At 60.4% G+C, this 19,583-nt stretch carries 14 protein-coding genes and 1 pseudogene; 8 read left to right on the top strand and 7 right to left on the bottom strand.

Annotated elements, in window-relative coordinates:
- Positions 1-53 precede the first annotated feature (53 nt).
- Positions 54-605: a hemerythrin domain-containing protein gene (locus ACWNC0_RS18375; RefSeq protein ID WP_449473672.1), complete on the top strand. Its 552-nt coding sequence runs from the start codon at positions 54-56 to the stop codon at positions 603-605.
- Between the two features lie 259 nt (positions 606-864).
- Positions 865-1,233, top strand: a complete 369-nt coding sequence (locus ACWNC0_RS18370; protein ID WP_449473670.1) for a DUF1622 domain-containing protein — start codon at positions 865-867, stop codon at positions 1,231-1,233.
- Between the two features lie 38 nt (positions 1,234-1,271).
- On the opposite strand, the gene ACWNC0_RS18365 is transcribed toward ACWNC0_RS18370, so the two are convergent.
- Positions 1,272-1,943 (bottom strand): TetR/AcrR family transcriptional regulator, encoded by a 672-nt coding sequence (locus ACWNC0_RS18365; RefSeq protein WP_449473669.1) that lies wholly within the window; start codon positions 1,941-1,943, stop codon positions 1,272-1,274.
- A 109-nt stretch (positions 1,944-2,052) separates the two neighbouring features.
- Between ACWNC0_RS18365 and ACWNC0_RS18360 the strand changes: the two genes are divergently transcribed.
- The 3 genes from ACWNC0_RS18360 to ACWNC0_RS18350 all read left to right on the top strand — a co-directional run bounded on the left by ACWNC0_RS18360 (position 2,053) and on the right by ACWNC0_RS18350 (position 7,991).
- Entirely contained in the window at positions 2,053-3,300 is a 1,248-nt protein-coding gene (locus ACWNC0_RS18360; protein ID WP_449473667.1) for an efflux RND transporter periplasmic adaptor subunit, read from the top strand.
- Between the two features lie 81 nt (positions 3,301-3,381).
- Positions 3,382-6,564, top strand: coding sequence for an efflux RND transporter permease subunit (locus ACWNC0_RS18355; protein WP_449473665.1), 3,183 nt, complete (start codon positions 3,382-3,384; stop codon positions 6,562-6,564).
- An 8-nt stretch (positions 6,565-6,572) separates the two neighbouring features.
- Positions 6,573-7,991, top strand: coding sequence for an efflux transporter outer membrane subunit (locus tag ACWNC0_RS18350; RefSeq protein ID WP_449474663.1), 1,419 nt, complete (start codon positions 6,573-6,575; stop codon positions 7,989-7,991).
- Positions 7,992-8,069: 78 nt separating this feature from the next.
- On the opposite strand, the gene ACWNC0_RS18345 is transcribed toward ACWNC0_RS18350, so the two are convergent.
- The 3 genes from ACWNC0_RS18345 to glf all read right to left on the bottom strand — a co-directional run bounded on the left by ACWNC0_RS18345 (position 8,070) and on the right by glf (position 12,640).
- Complete coding sequence (locus ACWNC0_RS18345) at positions 8,070-8,807, bottom strand: SDR family NAD(P)-dependent oxidoreductase (RefSeq protein WP_449473664.1); 738 nt, start codon at positions 8,805-8,807, stop codon at positions 8,070-8,072.
- A complete protein-coding gene (locus ACWNC0_RS18340; protein WP_449473662.1) occupies positions 8,804-10,099 on the bottom strand; it encodes a family 1 glycosylhydrolase in 1,296 nt (431 codons plus the stop codon). Before ACWNC0_RS18340 ends, ACWNC0_RS18345 begins: the two co-directional genes overlap by 4 nt.
- Positions 10,100-10,399: 300 nt before the next feature.
- On the bottom strand, positions 10,400-12,640 hold the full coding sequence (glf, locus tag ACWNC0_RS18335) for a UDP-galactopyranose mutase (RefSeq protein WP_449473661.1): 2,241 nt from the start codon (positions 12,638-12,640) through the stop codon (positions 10,400-10,402).
- A gap of 310 nt (positions 12,641-12,950) precedes the next feature.
- Here glf and ACWNC0_RS18330 point away from each other — a divergent pair, with 310 nt between their 5' ends.
- Positions 12,951-15,140 carry a sugar nucleotide-binding protein gene (locus ACWNC0_RS18330; protein WP_449473660.1) on the top strand — a complete coding sequence of 730 codons (2,190 nt, stop codon included), beginning with the start codon at positions 12,951-12,953 and terminating at the stop codon, positions 15,138-15,140.
- A gap of 228 nt (positions 15,141-15,368) precedes the next feature.
- A complete protein-coding gene (locus tag ACWNC0_RS18325; protein WP_449473658.1) occupies positions 15,369-16,451 on the top strand; it encodes a cellulase family glycosylhydrolase in 1,083 nt (360 codons plus the stop codon).
- 195 nt (positions 16,452-16,646) lie between these two features.
- Here ACWNC0_RS18325 and ACWNC0_RS18320 read toward each other — a convergent pair whose 3' ends face one another.
- Together ACWNC0_RS18320 and ACWNC0_RS18315 are read right to left on the bottom strand one after the other, a co-directional pair.
- Complete coding sequence (locus ACWNC0_RS18320) at positions 16,647-17,639, bottom strand: methyl-accepting chemotaxis protein (RefSeq protein ID WP_449474662.1); 993 nt, start codon at positions 17,637-17,639, stop codon at positions 16,647-16,649.
- Positions 17,640-17,948: 309 nt separating this feature from the next.
- Positions 17,949-18,341, bottom strand: a pseudogene (locus ACWNC0_RS18315) (CHASE4 domain-containing protein); the annotation flags it as partial.
- Between ACWNC0_RS18315 and ACWNC0_RS18310 the strand changes: the two are divergent.
- On the top strand, positions 18,255-18,491 hold the full coding sequence (locus tag ACWNC0_RS18310) for a hypothetical protein (RefSeq protein WP_449474698.1): 237 nt from the start codon (positions 18,255-18,257) through the stop codon (positions 18,489-18,491). The pseudogene ACWNC0_RS18315 and the gene ACWNC0_RS18310 sit on opposite strands and share 87 nt — an antisense overlap.
- 127 nt (positions 18,492-18,618) lie before the next feature.
- Here the strand turns inward: ACWNC0_RS18310 and ACWNC0_RS18305 are convergent, their stop codons facing one another.
- Positions 18,619-19,578, bottom strand: a complete 960-nt coding sequence (locus ACWNC0_RS18305) for an NAD(P)H-dependent flavin oxidoreductase (RefSeq protein ID WP_449473656.1) — start codon at positions 19,576-19,578, stop codon at positions 18,619-18,621.
- Positions 19,579-19,583 lie beyond the last annotated feature (5 nt).

The raw sequence follows: 19,583 nt of genomic DNA, 5'->3' as shown, positions 1-19,583 counted from the left end.
AACATGTGTGGCAAGCCATCGTTGACCGGCCATCAGTCAAAGGGAGAAAGCCCATGGCGCTTCACGCCCATTACCCCTCACGATCCCAAAGCCTGCTGCTCGGTGCGGGCCTTGCCTTCCTCGGTCTTGCCGGGCGGAAGTTGATGGTCCAGGCACCGACCATGTTGGCAGGCGACTGGGATAAGGCACTCGCGGCCGAACATAAGGCAGCGCTCGCTTTGTTCGACGGCCTTGCCGCAACCGACGATGCCGCCAGCGGCAGACGTCGGCTGATGCTGGTGCAGCTCAAACATGCTTTGGGCAAACATGCGCTGGAGGAAGAGAACGCCATTTACCCCGCCATGCGCGAACATGGCATGGAAGCAGAGGCGGACGCGCTCAACGGCGAGCATGGCTATGTGAAGCAATATCTCTACGAACTGTCAGACCTTCTGGACGATAATCCGGCCTTTCAGCAGAAGCTGGCAAAGTTCCGCGCCGACATCGAACGGCATATGAAGCAGGAGGAGCAGGAGCTGTTCCCGCGCCTGCGTCAGGCGCTCGACGATAGCGCGACCGGCCGCCTCACGCGGCGAATGAACCAGGAAGGTCTGAAACTGGCCTGACAATGGATAACGAACACGCTCAAATGAGCACGACAGCTGCGGAGCAAATGCGTAATCCGAACACTGAGAATCAGCCCAAGGATTGCGCCTCGGGAGGGCGCGGGGCGGCGCCAATCCGGAAGATTACGATAGCGACGGTGAGCCAGACGCGGCTGCTTCCCACGTCCACAGGCGAGTTCGACGTGATGTCCTCCTTACTTGCAATCCGGAACGTCCGCAGATCGGGAACAGCTTCCTATCCTCCGCGCTTGTACGCGATATGGAGGAGACACACGCGGCAATCGATTTCCTTGCGAAAATGGTCGAGCTGGCTGGAGTTGGGATCATCGTCACCGGCACGCTGTTATCGACCGCTTATTTTCTATGGGACGGCGTAAAAGGGGATTGGCGCCAAGCTTATGATCTCTACCGGGCTAATCTCGGGCGTGGGATATTGCTCGGACTTGAGCTACTGGTTGGGGCGGATATCATGTCAACCGTTACTGCCCCGCTCACCTTTACGAGCCTAGGCCTACTTGCTGCTATCGTCGCGATCCGGACGTTCCTCAGCTTCTCCCTCGAGACAGAGATAGAGGGTTGTTGGCCTTGGCAACGCTCGCGCTGTACCCGCAGTGGGGAAGTTCGCTGACTACCCCTGGGCATGCAAGACGGGGTTCGGCAACACGTTTACTTAATAGGGGACGCTCGCGTTCTCCCGGACTCAGTGGCGATCAGTAGCTTGCCAGCAGCTCGTTCCAGATGGGAAGCGATCAACGCCGCACAGGTATCTTCCAGCGCTTGCGCCGGACCCTGACTGCCGAAAACATGATGCGTCGCCATCGCACCCTCAATGACCAGCATCAATCCATCTGCCAGTTTTTCCGGTTCGGCCACACCTAGATCGCGGCTGAGGTCGCAGATCAGCGCACGAAATTCCGACTTGCAGCTTTCCACGATCAAACGGCCGGGATGGCTTGGTTCGGGGAGTTCGACTGCGACATTGCTGATCAGGCAGCCGCGAAAGTCGGCTTCGCGCATCTTCTCCGATTTGTGGCTGATCAGGGCGTATAGTCGATCGAGCGGGTTCGGCCCTGCCGCTTCCAATACGGCATAAATCCCAGCAAGGCCCGCCTCGGCATCCTCGCGCAAGCAAGCGGCTACTAGCTCGTCCTTTGACCGATACGCTCGATAGAGACTAGGTTTTGTGACCCCCGCCTGACAAACAATCTCATCTACACCCACGGCCCTGATTCCGCGTCTGTAAAAGAGATCCTTGGCGGTCTCAAATATCCTCGAAGCTGCTGTTTTCTTTAGCGTTCCTTCCGCGCAGCCGCAGTCGGAACCATCCGTCAGGTCCATAAACAGAAATTCCGCATCCTCACCGCTTGACGAGTATGTAACAGATCGGTACGTAACCCGCAAGAGACGTACCGGTCAGTAACATAACCGTAAGAAAAGTGGGCAGACGATGTATCTTTCCAAAGTCAAAGCCGCCTCGGAAATGGAACAGGGCGTACCAGCGGCACGGCGTTGGAAGCCCGCCTACCTCCTGCTCCCGGCAGCGGGCGTCCTCGCCATTTGGGCAGCCATGAATTGGTGGAACGGCGCCGCAGCCCCGCCCGCGCCTCCCATGCCGGTCGTCACAGTGGCTACGCCGCTCTCGCGCATGGTCCTTGACTGGGACGATTATGTTGGCCGGTTCGAGGCAAGCAAGGCGGTGGAGGTACGGCCTCGCGTCTCCGGCCAGCTTGTGGGCATTCATTTCCGGGATGGCGATGTCGTGAAGCAGGGCCAGCTCCTCTTCACTATCGATCCCCGCCCGTTCACCGCCGCGTTGCAGGAGACGCAGGCACAGGTGGCGAGTGCATCGACCGCGCTTGGGCTTGCGCGAGCAGAACTGGGGCGCGCCACGCGCCTGATCGCTGACGAGGCAGTGAGCGCGGAGGAAGTCGACTCCCTCCGCGCCCGAGTGAGGTCGGCCGAGGCGCAGCTTGCCGCCGCGCAGGCGTCGGTGCGGGCGCGTCGCCTGAATGTCGAGTTCGCCTATATCCGCGCGCCGATCACAGGCCGCATTTCCGACCGGCAGGTGGATGTCGGCAATTTAGTGGCGGGTGACACCGCTGCGGGAGCGACAGTGCTGACGACCATTAACGCGGTCGATCCGATCTACTTCTCCTTCAACGGCTCCGAGGCGCTCTACCTCAAGCATCGCCGCCAGCAGCAGGCCAGCGAACAGGTCGAAATCCGGCTTCAGGATGAAACCGGCTACAGCTGGAAAGGAAGGGTGGATTTCACCGACAACGCGATCGAGCGCGGGTCCGGCACGATCAGGGGGAGGGCGGTTGTTTCCAACCCCGACTCCTTCCTGGTGCCGGGCATGTTTGGCAATATGCGGCTTGGCTCGGGTGCGCCACATCGTGCGCTGCTCGTCCCGGACGCGGCAGTCGTGACAGACCAGGCGCGCAAGCTGGTGTTTGTCGTCAGCAAGGACGGAAGCACGACGGCCAAGCCAGTCAAGATCGGTGCCTTGGCCAATGGCCTGCGTGTCATCCGGTCGGGCCTGTTGCCGTCAGATCAGGTAGTTATCCAGGGCACCCAGTACATCCAGCCCGGCGCGAAGGTTAAACCGGTCGCCGGCCGTATCGAAACAGCGCCGTCATCGGTCAGCGAACCAGCTTCCGCACCGATCGCGTCTCAGGCCACGTTGGCCGACTGAACAAGCCCGGCAAGGAAGCCGCCGCGCCTGCCGGGCGCCACGGCGTCCCATGTCCGGCAAAGGGAATAAGGGGAAGAGATCATGCGTCTCAGCCACGTCTTCATCAGACGGCCGATCTTCGCTGGCGTCATTGCGGTGGTCATCACGATTGTCGGCGCGCTCGCCTTTTTCGGCCTGCCCGTCGCGCAATATCCCGACGTCGTGCCGCCGACCGTCACGGTCAGCGCAAATTATCCGGGTGCTTCGTCCGAAACGATCGCTGACACCGTGGCCGCACCGCTGGAGCAGGAGATCAACGGTGTCGATGACATGCTCTACATGTCGAGTCAGTCGACCGGCGATGGTCGACTGACGATCACTGTCACCTTCAAGCAGGGCACAGACCTCGACGAGGCGCAAGTGCTGGTGCAAAACCGCGTCGCGCTCGCTGAACCCCGCCTGCCCGACGATGTGCGGCGCCAGGGCGTGGTGACGCGCAAGACTACTCCCGACTTCCTTCTCGTCGCCAACCTGATCTCGCCGGACAATAGTCTCGACCGCGCCTATCTGTCCAATTACGCGCTGACGCAGATGAAGGATGGGCTCGCGCGCATCGACGGGGTGGGCGAGGTCCGTATCTTCGGCGCCCGCGACTATGCGATGCGCGTGTGGATCGATCCCGGCCGGGCGGCCGCGCGCAACATGACGGCGGGCGAGATCGTCGAGGCGCTCCGCTCCCAGAATGTGCAAGTCGCCGCTGGCGCGATCGGCAAGCCGCCGGAAAGCAGCGCGCCTGCCTATGAGGTGAATCTGGAAGCGCAGGGGCGCTTCACGGCGCCCGAGCAATTCGCGAACATCGTTATCAAGAGCGATGGGGAAGGTCGTCTGACCCGTCTTTCCGACGTCGCACGGGTGGAGCTTGGGGCCGAGGATTACGGCATCAACACCTACCTGTCCGGCCAACCCTCCGTCGGCATCGGCATCTTCCAGCGGCCGGGCAGCAACGCCCTGGACTCTGCCGATGCAGTGTTGGCTGAGTTGAAGACCATGTCCGCCAAATTCCCTTCGGGCATGGAATATCGCGTCATCTACAATCCTACCGACTTCATTCGTGAATCGGTCAGCGCCGTTCAGCACACGCTGCTCGAGGCGGTGGTGCTGGTCGTTATCGTCATCTTGGTCTTCCTCCAGAGTTGGCGCGCGGCGGTCATTCCCGTGCTTGCGATCCCCGTGTCGCTGGTCGGCACCTTCGCGGTGCTGGCGGCGCTTGGATATTCGCTCAATAACCTGTCGCTGTTCGGGCTGGTCCTCGCCATCGGCATCGTCGTCGACGACGCGATCGTCGTGGTCGAGAATGTCGAGCGCAATCTGGAACATGGCATGACCCCGCGCGAGGCAGCGCACCGGTCCATGGACGAAGTGTCGACTGCGCTGGTGGCCATCGTGCTGGTGCTGTGCGCGGTGTTCGTGCCGACGATGTTCCTGACCGGCCTTACAGGGGAGTTCTACCGCCAGTTCGCGGTCACCATATCGGCGGCAACGATCATCTCGCTGATCCTTTCGCTAACGCTGTCACCCGCGCTTGCTGCGCTCCTGCTGCGTCCGAAGGAAGAGGATGAGCCTGAAGGCCGGTGGAAGCGCATGGCCTATCGCGGGGGCAAGCGGTTCAACGCCGCCTTCGATCGCCTGAGTCACTGGTATGCCGCCGTCACCCGCGCGATGCTGGGCCGACAGAAACTTATGCTCCTTATCTATGTCGGGTTGGTCGGACTGACGGCGCTGGTCTTCATGTCCACGCCAGCCGGTTTCGTTCCGGCGCAGGATCAGGGCTATGCGGTGACGGCGATATTCACCCCGCCGGGCACGTCGCTGGCGCAGACCGACAAGGTTCTGCGGGAAACGGCCGCCAAGATGGGCAAGATCCCTGGCGTCAAGGGCACCGTCATGCTGACTGGCTATCACGCGCCGAGCGGCACCGTCGCGCCGAACGCCGCAGCGGCCTTCCTCGTCTTCGACAGCTTCGAAGAGCGCGGCAAGCATGGCTGGACCAATCACTTCATCATGGGGGAGGCGCGCAAGATTGCAGCGCAGGTGAATGAAGGCCGGGCGTTCGTCATTCCACCACCGCTGATCCGTGGCATCAGTACGGGCGGCGGTTTCAAGATGCTGATCCAGGATCGTTCAGGACGTGGCTATGCGCAGTTAAACAAGATTGTCGGCGGCCTGCTCGCCGAAGCAAACAAGGATCCCAATCTCTTCTTCGTCCATACGAAATTCGAGGCTTCCGCCCCCCGCATCTTTGCCGATGTGGACCGCGCCAAGGCCGACATGATCGGCGTATCGCCCGCCCGCATATTCGAAGCGATGCAGGTCTATCTGGGTTCCGCCTATGTCAATGACTTCAACCTGCTGGGCCGTACCTATCGCGTGATCGCGCAGGCCGATCTGCCGTTCCGGGATGATTCTGGCGACGTCGCGCTCCTCAAGACCCGCTCCACATCGGGCGAGATGGTGCCGGTCGGCGCGGTCGCGACCCTGCACGACAAGACAGGTCCATACCGGGCTGTTCGCTACAACCTTTATCCCGCCATCGATGTGGAGGGTGATGTTGCGCCCGGTCATTCCTCCGGTCAGGCGATGGTTGCGATGGAGCGTCTGGCGGTCAAGCTGCCGTCCGGCGTGACGAGCGAATGGACGGAGGTCGCCTATCTCCAGAAGATGGCTGGCAATGCGGCCATCCTGGTGTTCGCTGCAGCAACACTCTTTGTCTTCCTGGTGCTTGCCGCACAGTTTGAAAGCCTGATGCTGCCTCTGTCGATCATCCTGATCGTCCCGATGACGCTGTTGGCGGCGATGATCGGGGTCAATCTGCGGGGCATGGACAACAATATCCTCACGCAGATTGGTCTCGTCGTGCTGATCGGCCTGGCCGCCAAGAACGCGATCCTTATCGTGGAGTTCGCAAAGCAGGCGGAAGAAGAGGGCATGGCAGCTGTAGATGCGGTCGTTCGCGCGGCTCAAAACCGACTGCGCCCGATCCTGATGACCAGCTTTGCTTTCATCCTTGGTGTCGTGCCACTCGTGATTGCTACAGGTCCCGGCGCGGAGTTGCGGCAGGCGCTAGGTACAGCAGTCTTCTCCGGCATGTTGGGCGTGACCTTCTTCGGGCTCGTGTTCACACCAACTTTTTACGTGGTCACCCGCGCCCTTTCGGAACGCATGCGGCGCTGGCGGGAGCGTAGGGGCCCGCATATCAGCGGGCCTGTGCTTGGGGCAGCGGAATGAGAAAGATGATGACGACAAGATATCTGCTCATCGCCTTGGCCACGCTGGCGCTTGCCGCCTGCGCTGCGGGTCCGGACTATGTCCGCCCGCAGGCGGGGGTAAGTACACAAGGCCATTTCATAGCCGCGCCGCCGACGCTCACCACACCGGATGCGCCGCAGGACGGCTGGTGGCGGCTCTACCAGGATCCAATACTGGACGGCCTGGTTGGAGACTCTTTGGCGGCCAACACGGACTTGAGGGTCGCACTCGCCAATCTGGAGCGAGCGCGAGCTGTCCTTCGCGAAAGTCGTACGCAAATGCTGCCGCAGACAACCGTCTCGGCTCAGCCAACCTATGGCCGCACCTCTGCAATCCAACGTCCACCAGGCCAGCAAGCAGAGGATTGGCGCATCGATACCGGGCTGAGTGTCGCCTATGAAGTCGATCTGTTCGGCCGGGTACGTCGTGCGCTCGGAGCGTCGCGAGCGGATGCAGACGCCGCCGCCGCTGCTGCGGATGCCGTACGAGTCAGCATCGTTGCCGAGACGGTACGGGCCTATGCCGACGCTTCTTCGGCGGCCGAGCGGATCGGCGTGGCCGAGCGAACGCTGGAGCTGCTCGACCGTACCGTGGACCTTACCGCCAAGCGATATGCGGCAGGGCGCACAAGCCGTCTCGACGTCGCTCGCGTGTCCGCGCTGCGTAACCAGCAGCAGGCGACCATTCCCCCCCTTCGCGCCCAGCGCGATGCAGCGCTTTTCCGGCTGGCCCTCCTAACCGGAAGAGCGCCGGCCGACCTCCCCCCTCAGGTCGGCCAGCGCGCGGTCACTCTTCGACTGGATCGCCCCATACCAGTCGGAGATGGCCGCGCGCTGTTGGCCAGGCGCCCGGACGTGCGGGAAGCGGAACGCAGACTTGCGGCGCAGACCGCTCGGATCGGCGTCGCGACAGCTGACCTTTATCCGCGTATCACCTTGGGTGGATCGGTCGGATCGACGGGAAATACGGCAAGCAACCTGTTCGGAGCGGGGCCTCTGAACTGGGTCATCGGACCGCTGCTGAATTGGGCCTTCCCGAACATGGAGGCTGGACGCGCGAGGGTGGCCCAGGCGGAAGCATCGACACGCGCGGCGCTGGCGACCTTCGACGGCGCGGTGCTGAAGGCGCTGCAGGAAACGGAAACAGCACTTTCCGCCTATGCTCATACGCTGGAACGGCGGCGGGCGCTGCAAGCGGCACTGGAGCAGGCGCGTGTCGCGGCACGGATCAGCCGGGCACAGCTTCGCGAAGGACGTGCGGATTCGCTGGCAGTGCTGGATTCGGAGCGAACGTTGGCAGGAGCAGAAGCCGACCTCGCCGGTGCCGATGCGCTGGTCGCCGCCAGCCAGATCGACCTGTTCCGCGCACTCGGCGGCGGCTGGCAGACGCCTCGCGCAACCTTGTGAGAATGCTCCCATGTTATTCAGGCCGCGACCTGCTGTGCGATAGCCCAACTATGCCGGTGATCAAACTTGACGGAGCTGTCAAAGCCGGGCCAGCCGCCCACCATCCACCGCCAGTGTCGTCCCCGTGATGAATGTTGCGTCATCGCTAGCGAGAAATGCCACGGCCGCAGCGATATTTTCTGGCGTCCCGACATCGCGGTTTTTGATCGTCTCGGCGCCGGATTGCACATTGGGATTATTCCATAGCATCGGCGTGTCTATCGCACCGGGCAAGACAGCGTTCGCGCGAATCTTTGTATCGCGTCCCTCAATGGCAGTGCTGCGGGTCAGCGAGAGCATGCCCGCCTTGGCCGCGGCATAGGGTGCTACGTTCGCACTGGTTTCCATAGCATGGACGCTGGCGATGTTAACGATTACACCCCCTTTGGCGCCAAAGCAGAGGAATCCCTGCTTCGTAAAGAATGCGGCACCCAACAGATCCACCCGCAATATGTCCAGCCAGTCATCGCCCGACCACTGGGCGAGCATCTTGAACGACATGAGACCGGCATTATTGACGATAATGTCCACCCTGCCGAAATGGTCCATTGCCGCCTTCACGCAGGCTTCGACCTGTTCCTCTGATCCGACGTCGCAGCCAAAGCCCATCGCCTTGGCTCCAAGGCAGGCCGCAGCCGCCTGGGCTTGGTCTTGCTTGAGATCGGCAATGAGGACAGCCGCCCCCTCGGCATACAGTCTTGCGGCGATCGCAGCGCCGATCCCGCCCGCCGCGCCTGTGACGATCGCCACCTTATCCTCGAAGCGCTGCTTCATCATGCTTCCTCCTGCACAGCCGGGCCGGTCACGGGTGCCTTGATCATCCGCTTTGCCCGCTCCCGCTGTTCCGTGGCGAAGCTACGATTGACGTCGCTCGGCAGCACGATCGGCACCGTAAGGCACAGGCTTTGTGTCGGAAGGACGTCGCGCCATTGCTGGATCAAGCGCTTATAGGCTTCGCCTACCGGACGGATCTTGCGGTCGAGATCATAGAGGCCGAGCGGGTTGACGTTCCCGTTCTTGACGCGCAGCGCGCTGTCCCAGTCGACCTGATCCGTCAAGGAATACCAGGTGAAACCGACGATAGGTACGCCATCATTTCGCACCCGGAGGACGTTGGCCCATTGCTTCCAGAGCCAATCGACCGCTTCGGTGCCCAGCGGACCTTGTGACAGGTTGGTTTCCGTGTGCATCACCGGCAAGCGGTAACGCTGATGGTATTGGCGGGTGATCTCGCTGTAGCCAAAAATTTCGCCAGAAGGCCGGGTCATTCCGTCCAGCGCGACGCGATGCTCGTTGGTGATGTAATAGTCATTCCCCATGATGCAGTGCTGTTTCAGGCGATTGTCGAGGAAGAAGTGATATTCCTCGCGCGTCATGCCGTTATCCATGAGATATTCGTACATCTCGGAATCGACGCGACGCCCGTAGTTGAGGTCCAGCGAGAGAAAGCGCTGCGAATTCATCAGCTCGGCACCCCGGATCGCACCCGGAGCTTCGGCATGATAATATTCGGAAGATTCACTTTGGATGAAGATGGCGTCGGGCCGCACTTCCAATATTCGACGCATGGCCAGAACGTTGGCGCGAACAATATTTTTCAGTGCATTGACGAATGCCTGATCACTGGCGAGCTGCTCGTTCCACCAGCCATAACGCGCCGAGAAAGTGGCGCAGATGAACATCTCGTTGACCGGCGTATATAGTTGTACCCAAGGGAAGCGCTCCGCAAAGGCGCGGGCATAAATGCCGAACTGCTCGGGGAAGTCAGGATTCTGGAAATTTCCGATCCAGTCAGAGACTCCAAAATGACAAAGATCGACGATGGGGACGAGATTGAGGCGCTTCAGTTCCGAAAAGCTCTGGTCCACAAATTCCCAGTCATAATGTCCTGAACCCAGCCAGGTCTTGTGGACGGGCGGACCATAACGCAGATAGGAGATGCCCATCTCTTGAACGAGTGCGAAATCCTCTCGCCAGCGGGCATAATGGCCGCAACTTTCCATTTCATCGACCCGCGTTCTGCCGTTGTCGATCGTAGGCACGCTGTTCTCGACGCCCGTGGCGAACATGAAAGTGGCGATGAGCCTTCTCCCGCTCGAACATGTGATGCGACAACGCTGGGCCGACGCCTTGGGATCCGTGATTGATCGACGCTCCCCTGTTGAGTCGGCGGGCGTCAGGATTTTTTAAGTACTTATAATCACTTGGCGCACGTGCCAAAGTTGCTGTGCCGGTTCGCCGTCGGGACAAAGGTTCCGAGGATCATCCTGGTGAGCTTTCTTAACTCGACGAAGCGAGGTTCCTGTTTACGCCCGATACGGGCGCGGACGGCCGGATATATCAAGCGCGGCGATGATGGCAGGCGCGCTTTATGGGACTCCCGAAGAAGCGTGGGTCACGTTCGTCGGGGCCACAGAGGCGCGAGCCTTGCGCTGCGACATGCGCCGATACGTTGCCAAGGCCTGGCCGACCACCTGATCCATATTATAATAGCGATAGGTCGCCAGCCGACCCACGAAGGTCACGTTCGTTTGGACCATGGAAAGCGCTTCATAACGCTTGAAGAGGGCCTGGTTTTCAGGCCTTGGGATCGGGTAATAGGGATCGCCTTCTGCTGTCGGAAACTCATAGGTGATGCTGGTGGAATTCACCTGCTGGCCGGTCAGATGCTTATATTCGGTAATGCGCGTATAGGGCACATCGGGTGAGGGATAGTTGACCACGGCGACCGGCTGGAACTGTTCGACGCTGTGCTGTTCATGCTGGAACCGCAGCGATCGATAAGGCAATTTGCCGAAGCGATAGCCGAAATATTCGTCGATCGGGCCGGTGAACACCAGGTGATCGTGCGGATAGGCATCGCCAGCCTCGCAATAGTCGACCCCCAGGAGCACCTCGATGTTGGGATGATCGAGCATCCGCTCAAACATACGCGTATAGCCTTCCAACGGCATCGCCTGGAATTTGTCTGTAAAGTAGCGATCATCGACATTGGTGCGCGTTGGCACCCGTGATGTTACAGCCTTGTCGAGTTCGGATGGGTCAAGACCCCATTGCTTGCGCGTATAGCCTTGGAAGAATTTTTCATACAATTCTCGACCCACGGCGGAGACCACGACGTCTTCCGATGTGCGCACGATTGCCACCGGCTCGGCCTGCGCGGCGAGGAAGGCCGCGGCGTCCTCTTCGGTTTGAAGGCTCAACCCATAGAGCAAGTTGAGCGTCGTCCGGTTTATCGGCATTGGCACCAGCATATCGTCGACCGCCGCAAGCACCCGATGCTCATAAGGCCGCCATTTGGTAAAGCGCGAGAGGTAGGTGAAAATCTCCGCTGAATTGGTGTGGAAGATATGCGGACCGTAACGGTGGATCAGCACCCCCGCTTCGTCGAGTTCATCATAGGCGTTGCCCCCGACATGGTGGCGTCGATCGACCACCAGCACTTTCTTGCCGCCATCGGCCGCCAGCCGCTCGGCCATGATCGCGCCAGCAAAGCCAGCTCCGACCACCATCACGTCATAATGCCGGGGCCGGTCGCTGTTCCAGCTAGTTGGCGATACGATCGGATGGGCATGGACGCTCTGCGACACCGCGTCGGCAATCAACGTGTTCATCTGCTGAAAGCTCTTGTCCCAGGACATGCCCGCCAGCAACTGGTCCGCCTGCGACAGCCAGTGGCCGCCTGGACGCGGCAGCGCCAGTGCCTCTTCGCAGGCAGTGACGAAGGCTTCGGCGCCGTCCGCGATCCACACGGCTTCCATCTCGCCATAATGCCGCACGACGTCGGTAATAGGGGTCGAAACGACGGGCTTCCCCGCCGCCAGATATTCGGGGGTCTTGGTGGGGCTGATGAACCGTGTCGCATCATTGAGGGCGAAGGGCATTAGCGCCACATCCCATCCCGCGATGCAGGTGGGCAGGTCTTCGTAGGACCGCCCGCCCAGAAAATGGAGATTGGGTCGTCTGGGCAGATCGTCGCTGCTGATCTTTACGACCGGGCCGATGATCTCCACGTCCCAGCCGGGCCGCGCGTCGGCCAGCCGGGCGAGCAGGTCGAGATCCATCCGCTCGTCAACAACGCCGTAAAAGCCAAGGCAGGGGCGGCTGGCCGGATCTCCCTTGGTCTTCGCAGCAGAACGTGCCGCAGCGAAATGGTGGATATCCACGCTTGAGGGAAAGGGGACGACATGGGCGTGCTTGTCCTTCTTCGCCTCGTAGAGGCTATATCCGCCAGTGAACACCAGATCGGCGCACGATAGAAGCCGCTGCTCGAGCGGCAGCAGTTCGGGCGGGGCGCCCCTGAAATTGGCAAGCTCGTCCATGCAGTCGTATACGATGCAATCGGCCGCGACATGCTCCGAAAAGGGCAGCATCATGGGCGTGTAATACCAGCGGATATAGGGGCCGCTCTCGCCCGCCAAATAGAGGTCGAGCAACTGTTTGAGTATCTCACAATCTTGCCCGCGCGCGCTCTCGGGCAACTGCGGTGTCACCACACTGACACCTGTGAAAGCGCATGTCTCGAACCTCAGGTCAGCTGCTTTAATCTCTGCGGAGAAGCATGGCTCTTCCCAAAAGATGACCCGGCCCTGTTTGGCGAAGCGGCTCATCAAATGCTGGGGTCGTTGAAACACAAAGTTCCAGCGAAGATGACTAAAGCAGATGAGAGTATGGGCGACGGCGTTGGAGTTTAATCCAGGTTGCGAGATGTCGGACGAACGGACCTGGACCATGTGCGGAAACCTTTCTCGGGGACGAACGGTTTGCAAACCGTCGGTTGCTGGCACTTGTTCCAGTGCGTCAGCTGATACAGGTTGGCGTCATGTCGCAATTATATGCCTTGGACTTGCATAGGATTCTGCTTGCGAAATAATCCCCTTGAGCAACGTTGAGTTTCTGACAAGCGAGAAAGGATACAGGATGCCAACGCGCCCGCAGCTTTGGGGCGGTCTGGAGTGCACGGTGAACCGTGTGCAAGACCGCTATGGCGATCAAATCTGCGCCAGCGGGCACCATGACCGGATCGAGGACCTCGACACGATTGCGCTGTCGGGTATCCGTGCGATCCGCTATCCCGTTTTATGGGAAAGGGTTAGCCCCGATAGTCCTGAACAATGCGACTGGCGCTGGACGGACGAGCGGCTCGGGCGCCTGCGCCAACTGGACATTGCGGTCATTGCTGGCCTCATCCACCACGGCAGCGGCCCACGCTACACCAGCCTACTGGACGAGGACTTTGCTGATGGGCTGGCCCGCCACGCCCAGGGTGCGGCAGAACGCTACCCCTGGATCACCGATTGGACCCCCGTCAACGAACCGCTGACCACGGCGCGTTTTTCAGCGCTTTACGGCCATTGGTACCCCCACCAGCGGTCCGAACCGGCATTCTGGCTGGCCCTTCTGAACCAGATCGATGCGACCCGCCTTTCGATGCGGGCTATTCGGCGCGTCAATCCCGCCGCCCGGTTGATCCAGACCGACGATCTGGGCCGGACCTATGCGACCGCCTCGCTGCGGACGCAGGCAGGGTTCGACAATCTGCGCCGTTGGGCCGGATGGGACCTTCTCTGCGGGCGGATGACGCGCGACCATCCCTTTTGGGACCGGTTGTGCGGCTTTGGTTTTGAAAGTCGGTTGCTGGCGATAGCGGATGATCCCTGTCCGCCCGATGTGATCGGCATCAACCATTATCTAACGAGCGACCGCTTCCTCGATCACCGGCTACATCGTTATCCACGGTATAATCATGGCGGGAGCGAACAGCAGGTTTACGCTGATGTAGAGGCAGTCCGGGTGCTTGCGCCCTCGCCACAGGGTATGGAAGGGGCGATGCGCGAGGCGTGGAAACGGTACGGCGTGCCGCTCGCGCTGACGGAGGTGCATAATGGTTCAACCCGGGAGGAGCAGTTGCGCTGGGCGGCACAGGCGTGGGACACGGCGCTGCGCCTGGACGGGGAGGGCGTTCGTGTCGAAGCCGTGACGATTTGGTCGCTGCTGGGAAGCAAGGGGTGGAATACGTTGCTGACACGGCCGGGTTTTTACGAGCCGGGTGCATGGGATGTTAGCAGCGGCCATCCAAGGCCGACCGCACTCGCGTCTCTGCTGAAGGCGTTGGCGGGCCATGGCGTGCGTCCGCCTCTGGCGGCTGGTGCCGGATGGTGGCAACGCCCGGTCAGGATGGCGCACCCGACGGTCGCGCGTCCTGCGCCCATGGCCGAGCATCTGGCAGGGGCACGCTTGCGCTTCCCGGCTCGACCGCTGCTCATATGTGGCGCGACAGGCACGCTGGGTCAGGCAATGGGGCGCGCCTGCACGCTGCGCAATATTCCCTTTGTGCTCACGTCGCGTGGCGACCTCGACCTCGCCGATCGGACCAGCATCGATGCCGCGATCGATCGTGTTCACCCGTGGGCGGTGATTAACGCCGCAGGTTGGGTCCGGGTCGATGAAGCCGAGGGCCAGCAGGATGACTGCCTGATGGCAAATGCCCATGGCGCGATCGCCTTGGCACAGGCGTGCGAGCGCCGGGGGCTGCCGTCCGTTTCCTTCTCCAGCGATCTGGTGTTCGATGGCGGCAAGGGATCACCCTATGTGGAAACCGATGATCCATCCCCGCGTAATAGCTACGGCCATAGCAAGGCGCAGATGGAGGCGGGACTTGCAGATTTGTCGGGCCAGCATCTGGTGATCCGCACGGCGGCCTTCTTCTCCCCGGACGACAGCTTCAATTTCGCCGCAGCAGTCGTGAGGTCGCTTGCGCGGGGCGAGGTGTTTCAGGCAGCGGACGACCTGCTTATTACCCCCACTTACGTGCCGCATTTGGTGTCGACGGTACTTGACCTGCTGATCGATGGGGAAAGCGGCTGCTGGCATCTCACCAACGGGGAACCCCTTTCCTGGGCCGATTTTGCACGGCGTGTCGCGGACAGTTGTGGATATGATTTCGACCTTGTGCACGGCATTCCCCATGCCTCCTTCCGCTGGCGGGCCGAGCGGCCGAGAAATGGCGCGTTGGCGAGCAGCCGTGGAGCGGACTTGCCTGCGCTGGAGTGTGCTCTGGATCATTTCGCGTCGCATCACCACCGGCAATTGGATTTCGTTATTTCGTGATCGGCAATCGGTTATACAGATCCCATCTTATTTCCTGTTCAAAACAATCTATATGATTCGCATATTTTTGTAGTTGTTGCGAAGTCGAAAGAGAACGATTCCGTAATGAATATTGGGATCATGGATGGATCACCAATGAATACGTCGGTCACATCATGTTAACTGGCTTGCTCTATATTAATCTCATCCTTAAGGGACCGCGGCGGGTCGGGGAAAGGACGAGAATCGGTGAGCGGGTCGGATACGGTAGAACGTTGGTCGCCGGAAGCGGCGCATGCGTGGTTCAAGGCTCAGCCCTGGTTGGTCGGGTGTAATTTCACTCCGTCCAATGCGATTAATCAGCTGGAGATGTGGCAGGCGGGCACCTTCGATCTGCCCATGATCGATCGGGAATTGGCCCTCGCCGCATCGGTGGGCATGAATGCGGTTCGCGTCTATCTTCACGATCTCCTTTGGATTGAGGATCCTCAGGGTTTCCTGAAGCGGATCGACGCCTTTCTCGCAGTCGCGGATCGGCACGGGATTCGCACCATGCTGGTGCTTTTCGATTCTTGCTGGCACCCTGAACCTGAGCTTGGGCCTCAGCCCCATCCACGCGAAGGCGTGCACAACAGTGGTTGGGTCCAGTCGCCCGGAATCACCGCGCTCCAAAATATAGACGAACATCACCGGCTCGAAGATTATGTCCGGGGCGTTGTCGGCCGTTTTGCTCACGACCCCCGCGTCATTGCCTGGGACATCTGGAATGAGCCGGACAATGGTCCCGAAGTTGCCCTGTGCGATCCGGCAGCGCTCAAGGCGAAGGCCGATCTGGTGGTGCCCTTGCTGTTGGCCGCATTCGCGTGGTCGCGCGAGATGAAACCTGTCCAACCGCTCACCAGCGGCATCTGGCTTGGCGACTGGTCCGCGCCCGATCTGCTCAGCCCCATCCAGCGCGCCCAAACGGGGAGTTCGGATGTGATCTCCTTCCATAATTACGGCATCGCCGACGATTTTGCGCAGCGCGTGAAATGGTTGAAGGCGATGGGAAGACCTCTGCTATGCACCGAATATATGGCGCGACCCGCAGGCAGCACGTTTCAAACGATCCTGCCGGTGGCCAAGGAGCATGAAGTCGGCACCTTCTGCTGGGGCCTGGTCCGGGGCAAGACGCAGACGCACTTGCCATGGGACAAATGGGAGAATCCCAATTTTGAAGGCCTCAAGGACCGTTGGTTTCACGACATTTTCGATGCGGATGGAACGCCCCACGACGAAGGTGAGGTGGCCTTCTTGCGACTCATCAGCCAAGTCGACAGCGTCGCTGTGTGATCTGCAGATCCCCCCTCATGTGAAGGCGGAGCCGACGGCCGACCTAGATTGGTTTGATACGTCAGCAATGGGAATCGCCGGACCCACTGGGGTCGTGGCGGTGCATGGACAAACCGGAAAACAGTCCCCCCAGTGGGAAAAGCAAGTCGGAAACGGCAGCAGAATGGCGTAAGCGGCTAAGGCCGGGCGGCAATTTCACGCCGCGCGGAGGCGGGCAATTACCTGATCGAACTGCTGCCTTAGCTCGCTAGCGCTAACCCGGACAGCTGCTCCGACATTGAGCGTGTGCTCGGCATTAGCCTTCACGGCACCAAGACCTGCGGCAATGGAGCTGATGGCGTTATGCACGGCTTCCGCATCACCTCCGACGCTCTGGCTGCTTGCCAGGATCGTTCGGGCACCCTCATGGTGCTTCTCGGCAGCCGAGGATACTTCCGACACGCTGCGTTCCAATTCACGGACGACTATGTTCAGCAGGTTGAGCAGCGACGAAATCGATGAAGCAGAGGCGTTTACCGCCTCCGTGCGCTGTTCGATCTGTCCTGCCATGGCCCCGGCCTTGGTCGCCAAGATCTTGATCTCGCCGGCGACGACTGCGAACCCCGCTCCCGTCTCGCCGCTACGTGCCGCCTCCAAGGTTGCGTTCAGAGCAAGCATGTTGGTCTGGCTCGCAATTTGCCGGATGGCTCTGGTGGCAAGGTCGATCGCTTCGATCTCCCGCTGCAACTTGTCGTGAGCCCCCAGCACTGCCCGCGCCTCAATCTCCGTCTTGCTCATATTCCTGCGCGTGGCGATTGATTGCGTATGGATTTGGCCTATTGCAACACTCAAATCTTGCACATGGGCCTCTATCTCATGCACGGCCTGTGCCGACGTACGGCTGCGATCCCGCACAAAAGCCGTTCCGGCGAGTTGTTCCGCCAGCGCCGCCAGCGTGTCGCGCGCACTCACTTCAAGCTGGTCGGCCTGCCTCAATAATGATCTTGAAAGGTCGCCCACGCTTGCCGAGAGTAGGCTGGCGACCTCATGGGCAGCATTCTTCAATGCTTCGCGATGGTCGGCCTCCTCCCGGGCTTGCTTCTCGGCGATCGCGGCGATTTGCTCGCTCGCGCTTTCCGCCTGTTTTCGGGCGTCATCCGCAGCGGCACGCGCGCTCTCCCGATCTGCGGAAATTTGTTCAGCCCGCAAGCGGCCCTCTAACAATAAATGATGAGCGCGTAAAATGGATCGCGAGACTGCCAGGAAAAACAGAAGGAAGAGAATGAATGCTGTGGCCAGCAACCAGGAAAGGCTTTCAAGCGCCGCCAACCCTGGGCGAACGGCTGCCCAGTGAACATGCCCGATATCCGTTCCTGAGGGGCTGACGAGGGTATGGCCAGAAGATTTGTCTGTACGCGCGCCGGGCGGTAGGAAGCTGATGCCCGTTATTTGATAGGCCTGCTCCCAACTGGAAAACAGTGCGGCATCAAGCGGGCGAACGACCACGACGTAGCGCAGTGGCCCAGTCGGCAGCGGCCGATCCGCCGAGAAGGGCGTGATGGGGGTGCCCGCAAACAAGGCGGGTTGTCCCCGATAAAGACTGATGAAAGAGCGAACGGGAACGCTATGTCGATCTGTCACCTTTTTCGGGAGCATGCGCTTCAAATCTCGAAGCGCGTCTGGAGCTTCCTTCCCCAAGTTCCCAGGAACAGTTGTGCCCGGTCGCCACCCAAAGATCGTCGCACCGCGATCGTCGAGGATGTACGTAGGTTTCGAGCTGCCGAGGTTAGATGCGGCCCATTCATAATCGGTATCCCCGTATAGATGATCTACGGCATCGTCCCATTTCCCGTAATCGCGGGTTTCGGCTACAAGAGCGGTAGCCTCGCGGGTTATCGCGCCCTTGACCATGCGTGCCTTTTCGAGGGCCGCAGCATCGTCCATCTTGGAAACGAGCACGGCCACGAGCATACCGCACGTCAGGAGAGCGATCAGCGCAAGCGCCGCAAGGGGAAGGATTGCGCTCGGCAGACGGCTGAGGATGCCTGCCAATCGGGCTGAATGCCGCACGTCGTGGAAGCTCCCCTGTTACGACCCATTGTTTCCCTTCCATTTCGCGCAAAATGGTTATCGACGGCTTAACTCAGGCATCGCTCGGCGAAATACATCTGACGTGATCAAAACAAGGTTATTTCAGCTTTTTCAGGCGCGAGAGGCCGGTATTATATTCTGCCTGCCATCGCGCAATAACTTGCGATACGGGCGCGACGTTTGAAATTGCGCCGATGCCCTGTCCAGCGCCCCAAATGTCTCTCCATGCCTTGGCCGCAGCATCGCCCCCGAAATTCATCATCGTACGGTCTCCGACCGGCAGATCTTCTGGATCAAATCCGGCAGCAATGATCGAACTTCTCAAATAATTGCCGTGCACGCCCGTGAAATAGTTTGAATAGACGATGTCCCGGGCACACCCTTGGACCACCGCATCCTTATAGCTTTGGACGGCATTTGCCTCAGGCGTGGTGATAAAGGCCGAGCCGATATAGGCGAAATCGGCCCCCATGGCTTGAGCCGCAAGTATCCCCCGGCCCGTCGCCATGGCGCCCGAAAGTGCAAGCGGCCCGTCGAACCACTGGCGAATTTCCTGAATGAGCGCGAAGGGGGAAAGTCGGCCAGCATGACCGCCCGCGCCCGCCGCGACCGCAATCAATCCGTCCGCACCATTTTCGATGGCCTTGCGTGCAAAGCGGTCATCGACCACATCGTGCAAGGTAATCCCGCCCCATCCTTTCACTTCAACATTCACATCTTCACGTGAGCCGAGCGAAGTAATGATGAGCGGCACCTTCCACTTGGCGCACATATCCATGTCTGCGCCAAGTCTGTCGTTCGACCGGTGCACGATTTGATTGATGGCGAACGGCGCGGATGGACGGTCGGGATTGTCCCTGTCCCACACTGCGAGTTCTTCGGTAATTTGATGCAGCCATTCGTCCAGTAAGGCCTGCGGCCGTGCGTTGAGAGCAGGGAACGATCCGATGATGCCCGCTTTGCATTGTGCGATGACAAGCGCGGGATTGGATATGATGAACATCGGCGCGCCAATCACGGGAAGGCGCATGGACGAAAACAAGCTTTTACTGGTCATTATCA

The sequence above is a fragment of the Sphingobium chungangianum genome (assembly GCF_977014255.1).
This window is presented reverse-complemented; position numbering and strand designations above follow the sequence as displayed.

Coding starts and splice junctions, on each gene's coding strand:
- ACWNC0_RS18375 (WP_449473672.1), top strand. CDS start 54: ATGGCGCTTCACGCCCATTACCCCTCACGATCCCAAAGCCTGCTGCTC.
- ACWNC0_RS18370 (WP_449473670.1), top strand. CDS start 865: ATGGAGGAGACACACGCGGCAATCGATTTCCTTGCGAAAATGGTCGAG.
- ACWNC0_RS18365 (WP_449473669.1), bottom strand. CDS start 1,943: ATGGACCTGACGGATGGTTCCGACTGCGGCTGCGCGGAAGGAACGCTA.
- ACWNC0_RS18360 (WP_449473667.1), top strand. CDS start 2,053: ATGTATCTTTCCAAAGTCAAAGCCGCCTCGGAAATGGAACAGGGCGTA.
- ACWNC0_RS18355 (WP_449473665.1), top strand. CDS start 3,382: ATGCGTCTCAGCCACGTCTTCATCAGACGGCCGATCTTCGCTGGCGTC.
- ACWNC0_RS18350 (WP_449474663.1), top strand. CDS start 6,573: ATGACGACAAGATATCTGCTCATCGCCTTGGCCACGCTGGCGCTTGCC.
- ACWNC0_RS18345 (WP_449473664.1), bottom strand. CDS start 8,807: ATGATGAAGCAGCGCTTCGAGGATAAGGTGGCGATCGTCACAGGCGCG.
- ACWNC0_RS18340 (WP_449473662.1), bottom strand. CDS start 10,099: ATGTTCGCCACGGGCGTCGAGAACAGCGTGCCTACGATCGACAACGGC.
- glf (WP_449473661.1), bottom strand. CDS start 12,640: ATGAGCCGCTTCGCCAAACAGGGCCGGGTCATCTTTTGGGAAGAGCCA.
- ACWNC0_RS18330 (WP_449473660.1), top strand. CDS start 12,951: ATGCCAACGCGCCCGCAGCTTTGGGGCGGTCTGGAGTGCACGGTGAAC.
- ACWNC0_RS18310 (WP_449474698.1), top strand. CDS start 18,255: ATGATCTACGGCATCGTCCCATTTCCCGTAATCGCGGGTTTCGGCTAC.
- ACWNC0_RS18305 (WP_449473656.1), bottom strand. CDS start 19,578: ATGACCAGTAAAAGCTTGTTTTCGTCCATGCGCCTTCCCGTGATTGGC.